This is a genomic window from Pseudomonas frederiksbergensis (genome assembly GCF_001874645.1).
Classification (GTDB): domain Bacteria; phylum Pseudomonadota; class Gammaproteobacteria; order Pseudomonadales; family Pseudomonadaceae; genus Aquipseudomonas; species Aquipseudomonas frederiksbergensis_B.
Window position 1 is genome coordinate 305170 of sequence record NZ_CP017886.1, and the last position, 19458, is coordinate 324627.

Genomic DNA, 19458 nt, shown 5'->3' on the forward strand with positions numbered 1-19458 from the left:
GCCTGGTGTTGCCGGAGACCAAGCAATTGTTAGCCGACCGACGTCCCGGCTGCATTTTCGTCATTGCGCCCGACGTCGACTCTGAAACCCTGCTGGCCCACGCCTGCGAAACCCTCGCCTCGGCCAATGTCATGGCCAGCGATCTGGCGTTCGAGCTCGAAGGCCCCAAGCGCAATACCGCGCTGGCGATTCAGCAGATGATTTCGCTGGCTGAATTGGCGGTGAATCGCGCGCTGGATCACCTCGATCCGCCTGAACCGGCGTAGTCGCCGGAGGTTGGGCAAAGATCGCAGGCTGCGCCAGCTCCTACGCGGGACACGTCATTCGGCGTAGGAGCTGCCGAAGGCTGCGATCTTTTGATCTTGATTTCTGGGCCTTAGAACACCGACCAGCCAATGCGCTGACTCAACAATTCCAGCGCCGCCATGCCGGCCAGCGAGTTACCCGCCGGGTTCAGCTCCGGCGACCAGACGCATACGGTAAAGCGCCCCGGCACCACGGCCACGATGCCACCGCCCACGCCACTCTTGCCGGGTAGACCCACGCGATAGGCGAAGTTGCCGGCTTCGTCATACAGACCGCTGGTGGCCATGATGGAGTTGACCTGTTGGGTCTGGCGCGCGGTGAGGATCTGTTCGCCGCTGTGCTTGCAGAAGCCGTCATTGGCCAGGAAACAGAACGCCCGGGCCAGGTCGACGCAACTCATGCGCAGCGCACAATGGCTGAAGTAGCTGCGCAGCACCGCTTCCACATCGTTATGAAAGTTACCAAACGACTGCATCAGATAGGCCATGGCCGCGTTGCGCGCACGGTGCTGGTACTCCGACTCGGCGACTTTGCTGTCGACCATCACTTGCGGGTTGCCGGACAACCGCCGCACAAAATCACGCATCGACAGCGCCGGTGCGGCAAAGCGTGACTGGTTGATGTCGCAGATCACCAGCGCCCCGGCATTGATGAACGGATTGCGCGGCCGACCGCGCTCAAACTCCAGCTGCACCAGCGAGTTGAACGGCTGACCGGAAGGCTCGTGACCGAGTCGTTCCCAGATCGCCTCACCAGAATGGTCGATGGCCTGCACCAGGCTGAACACCTTGGAAATGCTCTGCACCGAAAACGGCGTGTGTGCATCGCCTGCGCAATACAGTTCGCCGTCATTGCCATACACCGCAATGCCCAACTGATCGGCCGGCACACTGCCCAGCGCAGGAATGTAATCAGCCACCTTGCCCTGTCCGATCAGGGGGCGAACCGTGTCAAGAATCTCGTTCAACAGCGCTTGCATGGCGGGTTCCGAATTCACGCCCCGTACCACTGCGGGGACACAAACGCTAGACGCCGCGCGCGCGCGTCAAAGCACAGTTTTCCGCTCAACTGCCAAGCCCCCATGCGCTGGCAAGCCACAGGCGTCCTTTGAACAGCGGTTACCGCTGCTCGCAGAACGCCTGAGCCATCTCAGGCCATTTCTGCCTGTTTGACCACGGCCGTTGTCTGCACCTCAAACCGATCCGCCAGGAACGGTGTGATGTCCAGCGGCAACGCCTCGTTGTTCACCAGCTTGTCCAGTAACACCCCGGTGATCGCCGACGTCAGGATGCCGGTACGGAAATGCCCGCAGGCATTGAGATATCCCTGAACCCCTTTCATCGGCCCGAGAATCGGCAATTCATCCGGTGAGCCGGGTCGCAGCCCCGCCCAGCAGCGCTTGAGGTTGATGTGTTCAAGCTCTGGAATGCAGCGGATCGCGCCTTGCACCAGCCCATTGATTTCCGGGTAGGTGGTGGTTACGTCGAAGCCTTTGTCTTCAGTGGTGCTGCCGATCAGGATCTCGCCGTTGTCCTTCTGCGCCAGATAGCAATCACTGGTCGTCAGGCAACCGCGCAAGATCTTCGGCATGCGCTCGGTCAGCAAAATCTGACCCTTGACCGGATTCACCGGAATGCTGATGCCCGTGGCTTGCAGGCTGAGCTGCGCAGCCCAGGCACCGGCGGCGTTGATCAAGGTGTCGCAACGGAACTCGCCGGCTTCGGCAGTCTGTACACCAACCACCCGCGAACCCTGGCGCAACACGTCAGTGACGTTAGTGTTGAAGTACAGGTCGACGCCATTCTGCCGGGCGCCTTCGGTGTAGGCGTCCGCCAGGCGGAACGGGCTGACCTGATGGTCGCAGAGAAACTCCAGCGCCCCACGTGCTTCATGGCTGACGCTCGGCTCGGCCTCGCGCAACGCGGCCTGGTCCAGCCAGCGCACCTGATCGGCGAGGTGCGGGATGCAGGCGACGATGTGCTCGGCGTACAAGCGATCCTCATCGTCGTAGATCACGAACTTCAGCCCGGTTTTTTCGAACTTGAAGTCCATGCCGTGGTTTTCCTGCAACTCGCGGTGCAGGTCCGGGTACATCGCATTCGATTGCAGGGCAAAGTCAAAGAACGACTCCGGCAGGATGTGCGGCGTGCTGGAATCAACCGCCACCGCCGTGCCTTGAGTGTCGCGTTTGCGGTTGGCCGACATCATGCGAAAGAAGATGACCCCGCAGCCCAGCCCGACCGACTCACCAATCGCCCAGAGGCCGCCTGCCGACGCACGGGTCGCGTTGCCGGGACGCTTGGCATCGATCAGGGCGATTTTCAGGTTTTTGCGTTTCGACAGTTGATAGGCACAAGAAGCCCCGATCACACCGCCACCGGCAATCACCACATCGTAGAACTTACTCATGATTCAACGCATCCGTGCCGAGGTTCTGGAAAGCCGAAAAAGGAATCGGCTCGATGGGAAAACGCGGTCGCAACCAACCGACATCCTGGCGGCCGGTGGCTTCACGCAAGCGGTCGCTGCAATAACCGACACACATCCGCCCCTGACAATCGCCCATGCTCACCCGCGTGCGCATTTTCAGGCTGGCCATGTCTTGAACGCCTTGGGACAGCGCCCGATCGATATCGGCGCGGGTGGCGTTTTCGCAGCGGCAGATCACCGTATCGGCAGCCGGCAACGCCGTCTGCCCGGCACCGCGTTCGGTGTAGCGATCCACCGCCGCGCGAAAGCGCACGATGGACTTGAGCTTCGCCAGATAGCGCTCACGCAATGGCAGCGCCTGTTCGGTGCTCAGCACATCACGCTGCACAAGGATCGACAACGCAGCGATTCGACCGCTGAACATCGCTGCTTCGCCGCCGCGAATCCCGCCCATGTCACCGGCCAGGTGAACGTGCGGTTCGCTGCTTTGCTGCCAGATATTGGCCGTGGCGCGCAGATAACCATCATCACTGAAGCCATGCTCCAGCCCCATTTGCTGACTGAGCTGAGTACGCGGAATGAAGCCATAGCCCACCGCCAGGGTCTGCGCCGCAACCTGCTCGGCGCGACTCAGGTCTGGCTGCCAGCTGCTGGAATACGGTGCGACCGTCACGTTGCGTAATTCGCCCTCGCCTTGTGCCTCGACCACACCCCAACCGTAACGCATCGGGATCCGGTGCAATTTCAGGTACGCGAGCATGCTCAGCCCGTCGAGGAACAGTTGCGGTTTGTTCAGCAGTGCCAGGCTTTCCTTGGCGATCTTGCCGAACGCGCTGGCTTCGAACACTCCGGCAACCTTCACCCCGGATGCGTGCAATTGACAGGCGACCAGCGGTAACAGCGGACCGGTACCGGCGATCACCACCGGGCTTTGCGGCTTGACCACGCCACTCTTGATCTGCAACTGCAAACCACCCAGCAATATCACGCCCGGCAAGGTCCAGCCGGGGAACGGTACGCTGCGCTCATGGCATCCGGCAGCGAGCAACAATTGCGGATAGGTGATTTCCTGCACGCGTTCGCCTGCGTCCAGCATGACCAACGCCCGAGTCCCTTCTGCACCGACGACCCGAGTGTTCAAACACACGTCGATCAGTGCACAACGGTCCTGAAAATCGCCATGCAGCCTGGCCAGAACCTCGGCGTAACGCGGCCCCAGATAGTCCAGGTGCACACCGTCGCGCAACGGCCCGCGATACACCACACCGCCCAGTCGGGAAGCTTCTTCAAGTAACGTGCAGTGCACGCCGTGTTCGGCCAGTTCAATGGCCGCCGCCATACCCGCCGGGCCACCACCGACGATTACCGGATGCAGGCTCATAGGGCCTCCTGCTCGGCAATACGGTTGACCACCGTTTCAACCTGCATACCTGGCTGCACCAGCGTCTGGCAGGCGCGGCGCTTGTGTCGGCCGTTGATTTTCACCAGGCAGCATTGGCACACGCCCATGCCGCAATAGGCCCCGCTGATCTGATCGTGATCATTGCGTGCGACCTGGCGCACGCCGAGGGATTGAATGACCGTCAGCACAGTTTCGCCAATCGCGGCGCTGACCCGCTGGCCATTGAGTTCGATGGTCATGTCCGCCCGCACAAGCGGCTGGATGTCAAAGGTACGGTCTAGGCGTTGCATGGCATGTTTCATCCGTGAAAAGTCATTGAGGGTTGGCAGCATCATGCTGCGGTCGTGCAACGACGTAACATCGCTGCGCCAAGGCAATGTCGCTGAGGGTGCTACAAGGCCCTGGATCTTTTACGTTACGTGATAGGCCAAAGCGAAACATTGATCCAGGCCAGTGAACTGCACCCCGCGGTCCATCTGACACGCCCATGAAAAAAACCGCATCTATTGACGCTGATGCCGGTGTCGCGCAACTCCCGTAGCAGCTGCCGAAGGCTGCGTTCGGCTGCGAAGCAGTCGTGAAATCAGGCACTGCGGTTTATCAGGTGAACCGTGGACACAGGTTTACGACCGCTGCGCGGCCGAACGCAGCCTTCGGCAGCTGCTACAGAATGCGCGGTGTCTGAAGGTTTGCTGGCTCCAGCGAAGTCGCTAACGCCTTGTCTGAAGGCGGTCTACCCTATATGAAAGTTTTTTTAGAACCCTCGCCGGCATTTCTTGGCACACTGCCGCCCGTGTACTTCATTCACTCTCAGGCAAGCCCCATGACCCGAATCCTGACCATTGAAGACGACGCTGTCACCGCACAGGAGATCGTTGCCGAGCTGAGCAGCCATGGCTTGCAGGTGGACTGGGTCGCCAATGGTCGAGAAGGTCTGGCGCGGGCGGTCAGCGGTGACTACGACCTGATCACCCTGGACCGCATGCTGCCGGAGCTCGATGGCCTGGCGATTGTCACCACCTTGCGAACCATGGGCGTGTCGACGCCGATTCTGATGATCAGCGCCCTGTCCGACGTCGATGAGCGGGTTCGCGGCCTGCGCGCCGGCGGCGACGATTACCTGACCAAACCCTTTGCCACCGACGAAATGGCCGCCCGGGTCGAAGTCCTGTTGCGACGCCAGAACACCGTCAAGGACTACACCACGACGCTGCGCGTGGCCGACCTTGAGCTCAACCTGATCAGCCGCGAAGCCAGCCGCGCCGGACAGTTGCTGAGCCTGCTGCCGACCGAATACAAACTGCTGGAGTTTTTGTTGCGCAATACCGGGCAGATCCTCTCGCGGATGATGATTTTCGAAGAAGTCTGGGGCTATCACTTCGACCCGGGCACCAACCTGATCGATGTGCACATCGGACGTCTGCGCAAAAAGATCGACCCACCGGGCCAACTGCCGCTCATACGGACTGTGCGAGGCTCGGGTTATGTCATTGCTGAACCCGTCTAAAGGCTGGCGCTCCTCCAGCAGCCGCTTGCTGGCGCTCTACAGTTCGCTGTTCGTGGTCTGGAGCGGCCTGCTCATGGGGGTGATGTATTACGAGGTTTCCAGCTACCTGGAGAACCTTGCCAAACATTCACTGATGCAACGCCAGCACCTGTTTTCACGCTTCCACGGCGAGCAACTGGATGAGGCGCTGATCGCCAGCATCACCTTCGATCAACGTGGCATCGACGCCTACGGGCTATTCGACGAGCGGCTCCGGCCCCTGCACGGGCTGATCCGCAAGATCCCCGCCGGTCTGCCGCTGGACGGCAAGATCCATGAACTGCACGACTGCGCCGACCCGGATGACGCCAGCATGCCGTCCGACAGCTGCGACGCCGTGGCGACTCACACCCTGGATAACCGCTGGCTGGTGCTGGTGCGTGACAACGGTTCGTTGTTCGCTGTCACGCGGATCATCCTGTATGCCCTGTTCTGGGGCGTCTCGCTGACCATCATCCCCGGCATCGCCGGTTGGCACTTGTTGCGCCGTCGGCCGCTGCGGCGTATTCGCGCCCTGCAAGCGAGCGCCGAAGCCATCGTCGCCGGCAACCTGAACCACCGCTTGCCGCTGTCCAGCCGCCGCGATGAGTTGGACATGCTCGCCGCCATCGTCAACGCCATGCTCGAACGCATCGAGCGTTTGGTGAACGAGGTCAAAGGGGTTTGCGACAACATTGCCCATGACCTGCGCACCCCGCTCACCCGGCTACGCGCGCAGCTTTACCGCATTCAACAACAGGCCGCCGAAGGTTCTGCCGAGGCGTTGCAGCTGGATCAGGTGATCGCCGAAACCGACACCCTGATGGCGCGTTTTCGCGGGTTGCTGCGGATTTCCGAGCTAGAGGATCAACAACGGCGTTCGGGCTTTGTGCTATTCGATCCGTTGCCGTTGCTGCAAGAACTGCACGATTTTTACCTGCCGCTGGCCGAAGAAGGTCAGCTGACATTAAGCCTGCAAACGCCACACACCCTGCCTGCGCTGACCGGCGACCGGGCGTTGTTGTTTGAAGCCCTGTCGAACTTGCTGAGCAACTCGATCAAGTTCACCCCGGCGGGCGGTCAGGTCATCGTGCGGGCGAGCAACAACGCCGGCAGCACACGCATTGAAGTCCTCGACTCCGGACCCGGCATCCCGGCGGACAAACGCACTGCGGTGTTTCAACGCTTCTATCGCGTTGACGACACAGCCAAGAGCGGTGGTTTCGGCCTGGGATTATCGATTGTCGCGGCCATCGTGAACCTGCACGGGTTCGCCCTGGACGTTGGCGGCAGCGAACTCGGCGGCGCCCGCCTGACACTCGATTGCCGCCAGCGGTTACTGCCTGCCGATTGATGCAGTGACCGTTAAGCGTTGACTGCCCCCAAAAGATCGCAGCCTGCGGCAGCTCCTACGCAGGAATATGCGCTTCCCTGTAGGAGCTGCCGCAGGCTGCGATCTTTTGATCTTCAGGCGCTCAAACCGGTGTCGGCAACCACAACCGGAACCGCGCACCGCCCAGCGGCGAGGTTTCGGCGGTCAACGTGCCGGCCTGGGCTTCGAGTGCCCGACGGCTGATCGCCAGCCCCAGGCCAAACCCGCCCGTGGCGCGGTCGCGGCTGCGATCCAGCCGATAGAAAGGCTCGAAAACCCGCTCACGCTCGTCTTGCGGAATGCCGATGCCGTCATCGTCGACCCAGATCTCACACCCTTTGGGGCAGACCCGCACGCCGATCTGAATACGTTTTTCGCAGTAGCGCATGGCGTTGCGCAGCAGGTTCTGGATCGCTCGGGCAGTCAGGCGCGGGTCGAGGCTGAAGCGTTCGAGTTGGCCGTGCAGCAAGACGTCGATGACGATGTCCGGCGACTCCAGTTCTTCATCGACACTGCCCAGAATGCTGTCAATGAATTCATCCAGCGACACCTCCACCTGCTCCGGCACCCGCGCCGGGTTTTGCAGGCGGCTGTAGGAGAGCAATTCCAGCACCAGCTCATCCAGTTCGCGAATGTGCGCCACCAACCCCTGTAAACGTTCGCGGCTGGCGGCCGGCAAGTCGTCGGACAATGCCAGTGCCAGACCGAAATCCAGTCGGGTCAGCGGCGTGCGCAGCTCGTGGGACACCGCATTGAGCAAATCACGTTGCTGGTTCAGGAGGTTTTCGATATCGCCGGCCATGGTGTCGAAAACGTTGGCCAGGCTGCCAATGTTCGAACTCGGCGGGATCTGTGTGCGCTCGCTCAAGTGGCCCTTGCCAAAGCGCTCGGCGGTATTTTTCAAACGTTCCAGATCACGCCAGTGCGGCCGCAGCCAGATCAGCAGGCAGGCCAGCAGCGCGGCGCCGATCAGCACATTGATGCTCCAGTAGAGCAAATTGACGTCCAGCGGATCCGGCGGCACCACCAGTTTCACTGACAACTGTTCATCCAGCGGTGACACCGCCAGCGTGCGCCAGCCCCAGTCGCCCATGCGAATGACCTTTTCACCGCGCTCCAGACGCTCACGCTCGTAAGGCGTGAAATCCGCGTCGTCATTGCGCACCAGCGCCACGTGCAGTGGGCTGAAGTCCTTGTCCAGCTGTGCAGCCAGCGTTGTCCATTGCTCGGTCGGCACGCCGTGAAACTGCTTGACGATCAGGCTCTGCAAGCCCCGAGACTGATCAAGGTTGTAGTTCACAAAACGCTCGTGAAACACCTTGATCACCAGGTCCGGGATGAAATAGATCGCTGCACTGAAGGTGACGATGGTGATCAGGTAAAGACGGATCAGAATGCGCAGCATGTTCAACATTCCCACTCGGAGCGACTGAACAGATAGCCCTTGCCCCACACGGTTTTGATCTTTCGCGCTTCGCCGGCATGGTCGTCGAATTTGCGCCGCAGCTTGGAAATCGCCACGTCCACCGAGCGGTCGGTGCCGTTGAATTCGATGCCGCGCAGGCGTTGCAGGATCTGGTCGCGACTGAGCACTTCACCGGCGTGGCGCGCCAACACCACCAGCAAGTTGTATTCGCCGCTGGACAGTTCGACCAACTGTTCGCGCCAGGTCACGGTGCGCTCTGACAGATCGATGCAGAGGTTGCCCATGAGGATCCGGTCACTGGCGGTCTGCGGCTCGTTCAGGCTGCTGCGCCGCAGCAAGGTCCGCACTCGCGCCAACAATACCCGTGGCTCACAGGGCTTGGTGACGTAATCGTCGGCGCCCATTTCCAGACCCAATACCTGGTCGTGACTGTCGTCGCGGGCCGTCAGCATGAGAATCGGCAAGGTCGCCGAATCGGCGCGCAGCAAACGACAGACTTGCAGGCCATCAAGGCCCGGCAGCATCAGATCGAGGATCACCAGATCCGGTGGATCGACCCGCGCCCGTTCGCGCACATGGTCGCCACGGCTGATCACGCTGACCTGATAGCCGTTGCGTTCAAGGTAGCTCGCAATCAATTCAGAAAGCGCGGAGTCGTCTTCGACCAGGAGGATGTTGGGCATGGGTGTTTCCAGGGAATGCTGTGGTGATCAATGGATCGCTATCGCGGCATGGATATTGACACATCTCTGATGACCGCAAAATCTCTCGTAGGAGCTGCCGCAGGCTGCGATCTTTTGGCGTCTGCAAGGAACGCCGAGGATCAAAAGATCGCAGCCTGCGGCAGCTCCTACAGGTGATCTGACCGGAACTTGCAGATGTGTAGATGCCTATCGCTTGCCCGCGGTCGACTGCGAAGCAGGCATCAAGGATATACGCCCTCACGCCTGCGTGAGTAAAACCCTTACACAATTTCACACAGCACCTACAAAGCTTCACCGCTGGCCTCGCGTACGCCCAGTAGGATGCCGGGGATCAATATTGGGGTATTTACATGTCAAAGAACCTGTTTGCGAAGCTCGGCCTGATTGCCTTGGCAATGACGCTAAGCGCGTGTGACAAGTCCTCCACCGCCATCGAGGCGGCGCCGCTGGCCACAGTCCGGATCGAAACCCTCTCAGCCCGGCCGCTGTCGATCAGCAGCGAACTGAGTGGGCGGATCGCCGCACCGCGAATCGCCGAAGTCCGCGCCCGGGTGGCCGGCGTGGTCCTGCAACGGACCTTCCGCGAAGGCAGCGACGTCAAACAGGGCGACGTGCTGTTTCGCATCGATCCGGCACCGTTCAAGGCAGATCTGGACAGCGCTCAGGCGGCGCTGCGTAAAGCCGAGGCCAATGCCTTTCAGGCGCGCTTGCAGGAGCAGCGTTACGCCCAGTTGATCGAAGGCAACGCCATCAGCGGTCAGGATTACGACAACGCCCGCGCCAATGCCCGGCAGACCGCCGCCGATGTCGCGGCCAATCAGGCGGCGGTACAACGGGCGAAACTGAACCTGGGTTACGCTACTGTCACCGCACCGATTTCCGGGCGCGTTGGTCGGGCTCTGGTCACTGAAGGCGCGCTGGTCGGGCAGAACGAAAGCACGCCCTTGGCGCTGATCCAGCAACTGGACCCGATCCACGCGGACCTGACTCAGTCGACCCGCGAACTCAACGAGTTGCGCCGGGCCTTCCGTGCCGGCCAGTTGCAACAGATCGGCCAGGACCAGGCCAAAGCCACGCTGATTCAGGACGACGGCAGCCTCTATCCGTTGCCGGGCAAGCTGCTGTTCGCCGACATCAGTGTCGACCCGAGTACCGGCCAGATCATCCTGCGCAGCGAGTTCCCCAACCCGGACCTCGACCTGCTGCCGGGCAGTTTCATCCGCGTGCGCCTGGAGCAAGCGGTGAATCAGCAAGGCATCAGCGTGCCGCAACGGGCGATCCTGCGTGACAGCGCCGGCATTGCTCAGGTGCTGTTGCTCGACGCCGACGCCCGTGTCAGCCAGCAACCGGTGCAACTGGGCCAGGTGCAGAAGGATCGCTGGATCGTCACCGGTGGCCTCAAACCCGGCGACCGAATTGTCATCGAAGGCCTGCAGCACGCCCGTCCCGGCGAGAAAGTAGAAATCGACGACACCCCTATTCCCCTTGCCCAGGTCACCGGGCAGTAGGCAGGACGCAGACTTTATGCCGCAATTCTTTATCGACCGCCCGGTGTTCGCCTGGGTGGTCGCGCTGTTTATCCTGTTGGCCGGCGCGCTGGCCATCCCGCAGCTACCCGTTGCGCAGTACCCCAACGTCGCACCGCCGAAGGTCGAGATCTATGCGGTGTACCCGGGCGCCTCGGCGCAAACCATCGACGAGAGCGTGGTCAGCCTGATTGAGGGCGAGCTCAACGGCGCCGACCACCTGCTGTATTTCGAATCCCAGAGCAGCCTTGGCGCCGCGACCATCACCGCCACCTTCCAGCCCGGCACCGATCCGGAAATGGCTCAGGTCGATGTGCAAAATCGCCTCAAGGTGGTCGAGTCGCGCCTGCCGCAAGCGGTGACCCAACAAGGCTTGCAGGTCGAGAAAGTCTCGGCCGGCTTCCTGCTGTTGATTACCCTGACCTCCAGCGACGGCAAGCTCAGTGACGTGGCGCTCAGCGATTACCTGGCGCGCAACGTGATGAACGAAATCAAGCGTCTGGACGGCGTCGGCAAGGCGCAGCTGTATGGTGCCGAGCGGGCCATGCGGATCTGGATCGACCCGCAGAAACTGATCGGTTTCAACCTGACCCCGGCCGACGTCAATGCCGCGATTGTTGCGCAGAACGCCCAGGTCTCGGCCGGCAGCATCGGCGACTTGCCGGCCCGCACCACCCAGGAAATCACCGCGACCGTGCTGGTGAAAGGTCAACTGTCGACCCCCGAAGAGTTCGCTGACATTGTGTTGCGGGCCAATCCCGACGGTTCCACGGTGCGCGTGGGTGACGTGGCGCGGGTCGAGATCGGCAGCCAGCAATACCAGTTCTCCACCCGCCTCAATGGCAAGCCATCAACCGCAGTCAGCGTACAGCTGTCGCCCGGCGCCAACGCCTTGAGCACCGCAACGCTGGTGCGCGAGAAGATGGACGAGCTGGCGCGCTACTTCCCGGCCGGCGTGGAGTACAAGATTCCGTACGACACCTCGCCGTTCGTCAAAGTCTCGATCACCAAAGTGATCGTCACCCTCGGCGAAGCGATGTTGCTGGTGTTCGCGGTCATGTTCCTGTTCCTGCAAAACATCCGCTACACGCTGATCCCGACCCTGGTGGTGCCGGTGGCACTGATGGGCACCTTTGCCGTCATGTTGGCACTGGGTTTTTCGATCAACGTGCTGACCATGTTCGGCATGGTGCTGGCCATCGGCATTCTGGTGGACGATGCCATTGTCGTCGTCGAGAACGTCGAGCGGATCATGGTCAACGAGGGCCTGTCGCCCAAAGAGGCAACGCGCAAGGCGATGGGCCAGATCACCGGGGCGATCATCGGCATCACCCTGGTGCTGGTAGCGGTGTTTATCCCGATGGCCTTCATGCAGGGTTCGGTCGGGGTGATTTACCAGCAGTTCTCGCTGTCGATGGCCACCTCGATCCTGTTCTCGGCGTTCCTCGCCCTGACCTTGACCCCGGCTCTCTGCGCCACGCTGCTCAAGCCGATTGCCAAGGGCGAACACCACGCCAAGGGTGGTTTCTTCGGCGGGTTCAACCGACGCTTCGAGCAGATGACCGAGGGTTATCAGCGCTGGGTCATTTACGCGCTGAAACGCAGTGGTCGTTTTCTGCTGGTCTACGGCGTGCTGTTGATCGGCCTGGTGTTTTGCTTCAGTCGACTGCCCTCTTCGTTCCTGCCCGTCGAAGACCAGGGCTACACCATCACCGACATTCAACTGCCGCCGGGCGCGAGCAAGAACCGTACGGTGCAGGTGGTCGAGCAGATCGAAGCGCACAACGCCACTGAGCCGGGTGTAGGCGACAGCACGGTGATTCTCGGTTTCAGTTTCTCCGGTAGCGGCCAGAATGCTGCGCTGGCGTTCACCACGCTCAAGGATTGGTCGGTACGTAGCCGTGATGACTCGGCTGCCTCGATTGCCGACCGCGCCAACAGTGCGTTGAGCCAGATCAAGGACGCCGTGGCCTTTTCGATACTGCCTCCTCCGGTTGACGGCCTCGGTACGTCGAGCGGTTTCGAGTTCCGCCTGCAAGACCGGGGTGGCCTTGGCCATGCAGCGCTGATGCAAGCGCGCAGTGCCTTGCTGGCGGCTGCCGAAAAGAGCCCGATCCTGATAAACGTGCGCGAAAGCGCCTTGGCTGAAGCACCGCAAGTGCAGTTGGAGGTCGACCGCAAACAGGCCAATGCCTTGGGCGTTTCCTTCGCCGATATCGGCAACGTACTGTCCACCGCCGTCGGTTCGGCGTACATCAACGACTTCCCCAATCAGGGACGCATGCAGCGGGTGGTGGTTCAGGCCGAAGGCGATCAACGCAGTCAGGTTGACGACTTGCTGAAGATTCACGTGCGCAACAACGCCGAGAAAATGGTGCCGTTGTCGGCGTTCGTCCAGGCCACATGGACCCAGGGTCCGGCGCAGTTGACACGCTACAACGGTTACCCGGCCATCAGCATTTCCGGTGAGCCGGCGCCCGGTCACAGCACCGGCGAAGCGATGGCGGAAATCGAGCGTCTGGTCGCGCAAGGCCCGGCGGGACTGGGTCAGGAATGGACCGGGTTGTCGTTGCAAGAGCGGCTGTCCGGCAGCCAGGCACCGATGCTGCTCGGCTTGTCGTTGTTGATCGTGTTCCTGTGTCTGGCGGCGCTGTACGAGAGCTGGTCGATCCCGACCTCGGTGCTGCTGGTGGTGCCGCTGGGTGTGCTCGGCGCGGTGCTGGCCGTGACCTTGCGCGGAATGCCCAACGACGTGTTCTTCAAGGTCGGACTGATCACCATCATCGGACTGTCGGCGAAAAACGCGATCCTGATCATCGAGTTCGCCAAGAGTCTGTACGACGAAGGCCATGACCTGATCGACGCCACGGTGCAAGCCGCGCGCTTGCGCCTGCGGCCGATCATCATGACCTCGCTGGCGTTCATCCTGGGCGTGGTGCCGCTGGCGATTGCCACCGGGGCCAGCTCGGCGAGCCAGCAAGCCATCGGCACTGGCGTGATTGGCGGGATGATCACCGCGACATTGGCGGTGGTGTTTGTACCGGTGTTTTTTGTGGTGGTGATGAAGCTGGTCAAACGTAAACCGTATAAACCGTAGGAGCTGCCGCAGGCTGCGATCTTTTGATCTTGTTCTTCGGCGCCACCGTCAAAGGCAAAAGATCGCAGGCTTCGCCAGCGCCTACAAAAGCCCTGTCGTGTGCGCTATGGTGCAACGACGTCTTGCCAAAGTGAGCCTCCATGCCACACCTCCTGCGCACCCACCCTCGCCTGACCGCCGCCACTTTGCTGGGGGTGACGGTCAGCATCCTGGCGCCCGCCGACTCACTCATCAGCAAAATTCTGATCGGCTGGAATGCCGGTGTCTGGACCTATCTGGTGTTGATGCTCTGGCTGACCGTGCGTGCGCGTGCCGATGACGTCAAACGCATTGCCGAAGTCGAGGATGAAAACGCCGGGATGGTGCTGCTGATTGTCTGCATAGCGGCGATTGCCAGCCTCGCCACCATCACCCTGGAACTGGCCGGCAGCAAGGACCTGGAAACCAGCCGAAGGTTATTGCACTACGGCTTCACCGGAATGACAGTGATCGGTTCATGGTTATTGGTCGGGGTGATCTTCAGCGTGCACTACGCACGGCTGTTCTACACCTGGAACGGCAAGGACCCGGCACTGCGTTTTGCCGAAGGCCTGCTGACCCCCAACTACTGGGACTTCCTGTACTTCTCGTTCACCATCGGCGTGGCGGTGCAGACCTCCGATGTCGGGGTCGCCACCCCTGGTTTGCGCAAGATCGTGCTGGCCCAGTCCCTGATCGGTTTTCTGTTCAACACGGCCATCCTCGGGTTTTCGATCAACATCGCCGCGGGGTTGTTCAGCTGAGGGCTGCACTGATTTTTCAAACACTACTCCCCGGCAGAAACCGGTATCACCCCTCTTAACGCGGGTGAGTTGCCATGGTTGTTGTACGCCACAATCTCCACATCGTATCGAGTGAGCGGCAGCAATACAGGAGCCAGGCTTTCTTTGATTGACTCATAGGGCAATACAGTTCCTTGCGGGCCAGTAATGGCGATTTTGTAACCGTCCGGACTGACGGGTCCGTTCGGTCTATCCCACTCCAGAAGAGGAACAAGCCCCGTTTTTACCCGGAAGTTGGTCGGCGCACCAGGTAACAATGGCTGGCTGTATTTATGAGTGAGGTAAGCGCTCCGGGACAAATTATTGGCAGCGTCGCTGGCACGTACCTCGAAGGTATCAATGACGCCATCAACCAGGCCGTTGATGGTATGCGAGGTTCCGTTGGCCCTCACCCAGGCAACGCCATTACGACGGACTTCATAGCCAGTGACACCCACATTGTCTTCCGACGCCATCCAGCTCAATTCTGCACTGTCGAGTGTCAACGGAGTGAGTTTGATCCGCTGCGGACGGGAAGGTGGCACATAGTCATGGGTCTTCACGCTGATGGACGCCGTAAGTGCCGGACGCCGGTCAGGAGGTTGGCGTGGCTGTATCGTGAACACATATGCCTTTTCAGGGATCAGGCCCGTGACGATACACTCCGGTTGGGTGGTTTGAATGATTGGGATATCGGGACAGGTTATTTCGTAGCCCATCAGAAAGGCGGAATCTTCTGGCATATCCCACGTCAGCCAAACGTCAGAGAACGTTCGACCGGAATCTCGCACATTTCGCGGTTGCGTTCTGTCTGGCCCGATGTCGAGCGTTTTCGTCGCCGCCACCGAATAAGCACTGCCATTTTTTGCTCGGACGTGGAAGAAATATCTCGTATCAGGCAGCAAATCCTGAAATGTATCTTCGTTACGGGTGGTGAGATAACACCCGATGACTGCCGGATATTGATTAACCAGCCCCCAGTAGACCTCATATTCTGGCGCCCCTCCCCCCCAAGTCAGCTTCACTTCACTGAAATGGACTTCTTCATTGAATGGGTATGGTTTTAGTGGATTGCCGGCCAGCGTCCTCACAGTGGTAGATGCGGCAGACGATTCACCATAAGCGTTGACAGCGACGACCTGTACCGCATAAAGCGTATTGGCAGTCAATTTTTCCAACGCTTCAGTCAGCAACCGCGTATCGATCGTGAAGGTCGTGCCGCCGGGCTCGGCCCAATAGCTGATGACATAACCGGTTGCGCGCGCGGAAGCCGACCATTGCAGCTGCATCGTGGTAATCGCTGGCGCAGCCTGAAGGTTACCGGGAGTTTCGGGGGGCTCGGGAACAGGAGGCTCGGTATACTTGAGTGTCCTCTCTATAACGCGCGTCGGCTCCGATTCGCCAGCATTGTTTACCGCAACAACCTCAAACCAGTAGCTGGTGTCTGACAACAATCTATCGAAGCAATGTTTTGGATCGATTGATGTTTCGGTGCGGCCGTCCTGCGAGTTGGGGGCACGTCCAAAACTGATCTTGTAGCTTGATGCATTGATGGAGGGTGACCATTTCAGGTCCATCAAACTGAGCTGTGGAAACGCGACGAGATTGGTAGGGCTTTGCGGCGGGGAGACGATGGCCTGGGTAGTGATGTCCTTCCAGGTGGGATTTGACTCCACGCCTTCCCTGACTCCGTAGGCGAAGACACGGTAAAGCGTCTCGGGTAAGAGGTTATTGATTACATAGCTCTTTAAACCGCTCTGGACATAATACCTATCGATCTCCTCGCCACCGCACCACCAAACAATAAGGGTGTCGTTGTCCGTGCCCGCCGCTCCGTAGGCCCAATTGAGCTTGATGGCGCCCGGCGCAGCAGACACTACGATAGTGGGCGTCTCAATACCCATGATCTCTGCGCCGGTCCCCTCTTTATCTTCGCTCATCAAGTATCTCCGCAGCGATGGTTGCCGCGCCTCCCATTAAAAGCCTCTGGGTGCCAACTCACCACTGACAGAACTGTTAGTGGCGGGCGCTGGTTTTCCATGCTACCGAGTGCAGTCAAGTCCTGATCCAGCACGGTACGGTTTAACCAAAACCCACCCGCGACTCCAGCAAATCCGCCGCGCACAAGGCAATGCGTCGACAGGCGTCCGCCAGTTTCCTGCGATCCACCACCAGGCCCAAGCGAATATGCCCCGCCGCACTCGGCCCGAATGCTTCACCGGCCAGTACCGACACCCCATAACCTTCCAGCAGCCGCTCGGCGAAGTGCTGGGCCGTCAGCCCTGTCTGCCGTACATCGACCATCACGAACATCCCGCCATCGGGGCGGATCGGCCGGATGCCCGGACAATCACTCAAACTGGCGCACACCAGGTCGCGCCGCTGGCGATATTCCTCACGCATCAGCGCCACTTCCGGCAAATCCTCGTCCAGCGCCCATTGCGCGGCGTTCTGAATGAACTCTGGAATGCCGAACAACATGCACAACGACAGGTGCTCCAGATGATCGGCCAGGGTTTTGGGGCCTATCACCCATCCGACCCGCCAGCCGCTCATGGCGTGGGACTTGGACAGGCTGTTGATGGTCGCCGTACGCTCGGCCATGCCCGGCAGGCTGGCCGGGCTGATGTGCTCGCCCTCATACAGCAAATCGCTGTAGACCTCGTCGCTGATCAGCCACAGGTCGTGACGAATACACAGCGATGCCAGTGCCTGCCAGACCCTCAGCGGTAAGCTGGCGCCGGAAGGATTGTTCGGGCTGTTGAGCAGGATCGCGCGGGTTTTCGGGGTGATGAGTGCCGCGACATCCGCCGGATCGACCCGGAAACCGTTCTGCGGGCGCACCGCCACTGGCAGCACTTTCACCCCAATGGCACCGAACACGCCTTCATACGTCACGTACATCGGTTCGGCGATGATCACTTCATCGCCCGGATCGAGCAGGCATTGCGCCACGGAATACACCGCACACTGGGCGCCGGGCATGACGATGATGTGATCGGCACTCACCGCCTGACCACTGCGGCGTCGATGGCGACGGGCGATGCTGTCGCGCAGCCCTTGAGTGCCGCGTACGGGCGGATAGTGAGTGTCACCCGCCACCAGGCTGTCGATGGCGGCCCGGACAATGGGCGCAGGTGTATCAAAGTCAGGATCACCGATCGACAGCAGCAATACGTCGACACCCTGCTCGCGCAATTCCAGCGCTCGATCATGAATCTGCCACGCCGCCGCTCCGTCACCGGCGATGCGTTGGGTCAACGCTGAGTAGCGCATGTGTTCTCCTGTCGCGCGGGTTCCCAGCCTAAACCCTATCTCAAATTGCCAAACGCGGCAGCCTGGCGTTTTAAATCGACGGACGGACACGCCACGCCGATCGACAGAAAACGGCAGCTCAGGCATTTTTCGCGCAACGTCCTACATCCTCTTTCTCGCCTTCACCGAGGATAAAAATCTCGCCTAATCAGAAAATTAGCGCTTATCCGTAAGACCGAGAAACTCACAGACAACTCCTACAAATCTCGAGCACTTGCTCCTACAGCCGTTTCCATAGCGCCTGATTAAAGTACGCCACCTGTAATTTGTGACAGGTTCCAAGGTTGAGAAATCGCGATATAAGAAAACCGTGCTTTCAGCCCGTACAGGTACCTGAAGGTCGGTCGCGCGGACCCCACCCTTAAGAAACAGGAAGATTGCGCCGCGCCCACGCCGTCAATGATGATGAATGGGAGATTCGCTTATGTACCGTTCCACAACTGCTTCAGTTCGATCATCGCCAGCCCCGGTCAACCTCCAGCCACAGCAACCCCCGCCACCCGAGGCGATCACGCTGACGGCCAGGGAAAAAGAAGTCTTGACGTGGGGCGTGGCCGGTAAGTCGTCCTGGGAAATCGCCCAGATCTGCAGCTGCAGCGAGGCTGGCGTGAATTACCACTTTTGCAATATCCGTCGAAAATTCGGCGTGAGATCGCGCTGGGCCGCCATGGCCAAGGCGCTGGAACAAGGCTTGATCCAATCGTCTTGAATCGGTCTCTCTTCAGCGGTCAGCGTGTCATTGACCCTTGTTGAGATTTTTCATGAAGCTGGAACAGACGCCCCGCCCCACACCGTCTCACCTCTCCCGCGACCATGCCTGTGACGATACGCCCGTGTCGCACAGGCATCGCCCCTACCAACCGCTGCGCATCATCCTCGCCGATGACCATCCGGTGGTGCTGATGGGGGCTGAAATGGCCCTGCGTGCGTCTTGCAAATCGACGTTCTCCATTGTCGCACTGGCCAGCAACGCCGATGAACTCATCGAGCACCTGGAACGCACGCCGTGTGACCTGGTGATCAGCGACTACTCGATGCCCTACGGGCGTTTCCCCGATGGTCTGGCGCTGATCGGGTACTTGAGGCGTCATTTCGGGCACATTCCGCTGATCGTGATGACCATGCTGCGTAATCCTTCGTTGTTGCAAGCGTTGCTCAACACCGGCGTGAGCGGCGTGTTCGACAAGCGCAGCCCCATGGGCGAGCTGAAACAGGCAGTACAAACGGTGATCAAGGGGCGTCGACACCTGTGCCCTACGTTTGCCGGGATCCTGAAGGCCCAGTGCCTGCCCTCCTCCAGCACTGGCGCGCCATTGGTGAGCCTTTCCGAGCGAGAACTGGAAGTGGTCCGACTGTTTGTTCAGGGCTTGTCAGGCCGGCAGATCGCGGCGCAACTGAACCGCAGCGAAAAAACCATCAGCCGACAAAAACGCACCGCCATGGACAAGTTGGGACTTGGCCATGACGGTGGGTTGGTGGAGTTTGCGCGGGTGAGTGGATTGTGGGGGTGAGTCCTCTACAACACAACGAACTTGCTCGAGTGGGTATCTCGATA

General features: G+C 60.3%; 15 protein-coding genes and 1 pseudogene. 8 read left to right on the top strand and 8 right to left on the bottom strand.

Features of this window, described 5'->3' with window-relative positions:
• Nucleotides 1-2: 2 nt before the first annotated feature.
• A pseudogene (locus BLL42_RS01380) lies at nucleotides 3-266 on the top strand (DUF6124 family protein); the annotation flags it as partial.
• A 110-nt stretch (nucleotides 267-376) separates the two neighbouring features.
• On the opposite strand, the gene glsB reads toward BLL42_RS01380, so the two are convergent.
• From glsB to hcnA, 4 genes are all read right to left on the bottom strand, one after another.
• The gene (glsB, locus tag BLL42_RS01385) at nucleotides 377-1285 is read right to left on the bottom strand and encodes a glutaminase B (RefSeq protein WP_071550442.1); all 909 of its coding nucleotides are present in this window, start codon (nucleotides 1283-1285) and stop codon (nucleotides 377-379) included.
• Between the two features lie 170 nt (nucleotides 1286-1455).
• On the bottom strand, nucleotides 1456-2715 hold the full coding sequence (gene hcnC, locus BLL42_RS01390) for a cyanide-forming glycine dehydrogenase subunit HcnC (protein ID WP_071550444.1): 1260 nt from the start codon (nucleotides 2713-2715) through the stop codon (nucleotides 1456-1458).
• Entirely contained in the window at nucleotides 2708-4117 is a 1410-nt protein-coding gene (hcnB, locus tag BLL42_RS01395) for a cyanide-forming glycine dehydrogenase subunit HcnB (protein ID WP_071550446.1), read from the bottom strand. Before hcnB ends, hcnC begins: the two co-directional genes overlap by 8 nt.
• Complete coding sequence (gene hcnA / locus BLL42_RS01400) at nucleotides 4114-4428, bottom strand: cyanide-forming glycine dehydrogenase subunit HcnA (protein WP_071555669.1); 315 nt, start codon at nucleotides 4426-4428, stop codon at nucleotides 4114-4116. The genes hcnB and hcnA overlap by 4 nt, the downstream gene beginning before the upstream one ends.
• A 533-nt stretch (nucleotides 4429-4961) precedes the next feature.
• Between hcnA and BLL42_RS01405 the strand changes: the two genes are divergently transcribed.
• Both BLL42_RS01405 and BLL42_RS01410 read left to right on the top strand, forming a co-directional pair.
• Nucleotides 4962-5645 (top strand): response regulator transcription factor, encoded by a 684-nt coding sequence (locus BLL42_RS01405; protein ID WP_071550448.1) that lies wholly within the window; start codon nucleotides 4962-4964, stop codon nucleotides 5643-5645.
• Nucleotides 5623-7017, top strand: coding sequence for a sensor histidine kinase (locus BLL42_RS01410; protein ID WP_071550449.1), 1395 nt, complete (start codon nucleotides 5623-5625; stop codon nucleotides 7015-7017). The genes BLL42_RS01405 and BLL42_RS01410 overlap by 23 nt, the downstream gene beginning before the upstream one ends.
• A 121-nt stretch (nucleotides 7018-7138) precedes the next feature.
• Here BLL42_RS01410 and BLL42_RS01415 read toward each other — a convergent pair whose 3' ends face one another.
• A complete protein-coding gene (locus BLL42_RS01415; RefSeq protein WP_071550450.1) occupies nucleotides 7139-8440 on the bottom strand; it encodes an ATP-binding protein in 1302 nt (433 codons plus the stop codon).
• 2 nt (nucleotides 8441-8442) lie between these two features.
• A complete protein-coding gene (locus BLL42_RS01420; RefSeq protein ID WP_071550451.1) occupies nucleotides 8443-9144 on the bottom strand; it encodes a response regulator in 702 nt (233 codons plus the stop codon).
• Nucleotides 9145-9515: 371 nt separating this feature from the next.
• Between BLL42_RS01420 and BLL42_RS01425 the strand changes: the two genes are divergently transcribed.
• From BLL42_RS01425 to BLL42_RS01435, 3 genes are all read left to right on the top strand, one after another.
• Nucleotides 9516-10673, top strand: a complete 1158-nt coding sequence (locus BLL42_RS01425; RefSeq protein ID WP_071550452.1) for an efflux RND transporter periplasmic adaptor subunit — start codon at nucleotides 9516-9518, stop codon at nucleotides 10671-10673.
• A 16-nt stretch (nucleotides 10674-10689) separates the two neighbouring features.
• Nucleotides 10690-13788, top strand: coding sequence for a multidrug efflux RND transporter permease subunit (locus BLL42_RS01430; protein ID WP_071550453.1), 3099 nt, complete (start codon nucleotides 10690-10692; stop codon nucleotides 13786-13788).
• 140 nt (nucleotides 13789-13928) lie between these two features.
• Nucleotides 13929-14570, top strand: a complete 642-nt coding sequence (locus tag BLL42_RS01435) for a DUF1345 domain-containing protein (RefSeq protein ID WP_071550454.1) — start codon at nucleotides 13929-13931, stop codon at nucleotides 14568-14570.
• Nucleotides 14571-14593: 23 nt separating this feature from the next.
• Here BLL42_RS01435 and BLL42_RS01440 read toward each other — a convergent pair whose 3' ends face one another.
• The gene (locus BLL42_RS01440; RefSeq protein WP_071550455.1) at nucleotides 14594-16528 is read right to left on the bottom strand and encodes a fibronectin type III domain-containing protein; all 1935 of its coding nucleotides are present in this window, start codon (nucleotides 16526-16528) and stop codon (nucleotides 14594-14596) included.
• 142 nt (nucleotides 16529-16670) lie between these two features.
• Nucleotides 16671-17864 carry a pyridoxal phosphate-dependent aminotransferase gene (locus BLL42_RS01445; RefSeq protein ID WP_071550456.1) on the bottom strand — a complete coding sequence of 398 codons (1194 nt, stop codon included), beginning with the start codon at nucleotides 17862-17864 and terminating at the stop codon, nucleotides 16671-16673.
• A 463-nt stretch (nucleotides 17865-18327) separates the two neighbouring features.
• Here BLL42_RS01445 and BLL42_RS01450 point away from each other — a divergent pair, with 463 nt between their 5' ends.
• Both BLL42_RS01450 and BLL42_RS01455 read left to right on the top strand, forming a co-directional pair.
• Nucleotides 18328-18612, top strand: coding sequence for a LuxR family transcriptional regulator (locus BLL42_RS01450; RefSeq protein ID WP_071550457.1), 285 nt, complete (start codon nucleotides 18328-18330; stop codon nucleotides 18610-18612).
• A gap of 52 nt (nucleotides 18613-18664) precedes the next feature.
• The gene (locus BLL42_RS01455; protein ID WP_071550458.1) at nucleotides 18665-19414 is read left to right on the top strand and encodes a response regulator; all 750 of its coding nucleotides are present in this window, start codon (nucleotides 18665-18667) and stop codon (nucleotides 19412-19414) included.
• Nucleotides 19415-19458: the final 44 nt, after the last annotated feature.

What these genes read in the sequence shown, in the direction of transcription:
- hcnB (WP_071550446.1), bottom strand. Translation starts at nt 4,117, where the DNA reads ATGAGCCTGCATCCGGTAATCGTCGGTGGTGGCCCGGCGGGTATGGCG.
- BLL42_RS01455 (WP_071550458.1), top strand. Translation starts at nt 18,665, where the DNA reads ATGAAGCTGGAACAGACGCCCCGCCCCACACCGTCTCACCTCTCCCGC.
- BLL42_RS01450 (WP_071550457.1), top strand. Translation starts at nt 18,328, where the DNA reads ATGTACCGTTCCACAACTGCTTCAGTTCGATCATCGCCAGCCCCGGTC.
- hcnA (WP_071555669.1), bottom strand. Translation starts at nt 4,428, where the DNA reads ATGCAACGCCTAGACCGTACCTTTGACATCCAGCCGCTTGTGCGGGCG.
- hcnC (WP_071550444.1), bottom strand. Translation starts at nt 2,715, where the DNA reads ATGAGTAAGTTCTACGATGTGGTGATTGCCGGTGGCGGTGTGATCGGG.
- BLL42_RS01420 (WP_071550451.1), bottom strand. Translation starts at nt 9,144, where the DNA reads ATGCCCAACATCCTCCTGGTCGAAGACGACTCCGCGCTTTCTGAATTG.
- BLL42_RS01405 (WP_071550448.1), top strand. Translation starts at nt 4,962, where the DNA reads ATGACCCGAATCCTGACCATTGAAGACGACGCTGTCACCGCACAGGAG.
- BLL42_RS01425 (WP_071550452.1), top strand. Translation starts at nt 9,516, where the DNA reads ATGTCAAAGAACCTGTTTGCGAAGCTCGGCCTGATTGCCTTGGCAATG.
- BLL42_RS01445 (WP_071550456.1), bottom strand. Translation starts at nt 17,864, where the DNA reads ATGCGCTACTCAGCGTTGACCCAACGCATCGCCGGTGACGGAGCGGCG.
- BLL42_RS01430 (WP_071550453.1), top strand. Translation starts at nt 10,690, where the DNA reads ATGCCGCAATTCTTTATCGACCGCCCGGTGTTCGCCTGGGTGGTCGCG.
- BLL42_RS01415 (WP_071550450.1), bottom strand. Translation starts at nt 8,440, where the DNA reads ATGCTGCGCATTCTGATCCGTCTTTACCTGATCACCATCGTCACCTTC.
- BLL42_RS01410 (WP_071550449.1), top strand. Translation starts at nt 5,623, where the DNA reads ATGTCATTGCTGAACCCGTCTAAAGGCTGGCGCTCCTCCAGCAGCCGC.
- glsB (WP_071550442.1), bottom strand. Translation starts at nt 1,285, where the DNA reads ATGCAAGCGCTGTTGAACGAGATTCTTGACACGGTTCGCCCCCTGATC.
- BLL42_RS01435 (WP_071550454.1), top strand. Translation starts at nt 13,929, where the DNA reads ATGCCACACCTCCTGCGCACCCACCCTCGCCTGACCGCCGCCACTTTG.
- BLL42_RS01440 (WP_071550455.1), bottom strand. Translation starts at nt 16,528, where the DNA reads ATGAGCGAAGATAAAGAGGGGACCGGCGCAGAGATCATGGGTATTGAG.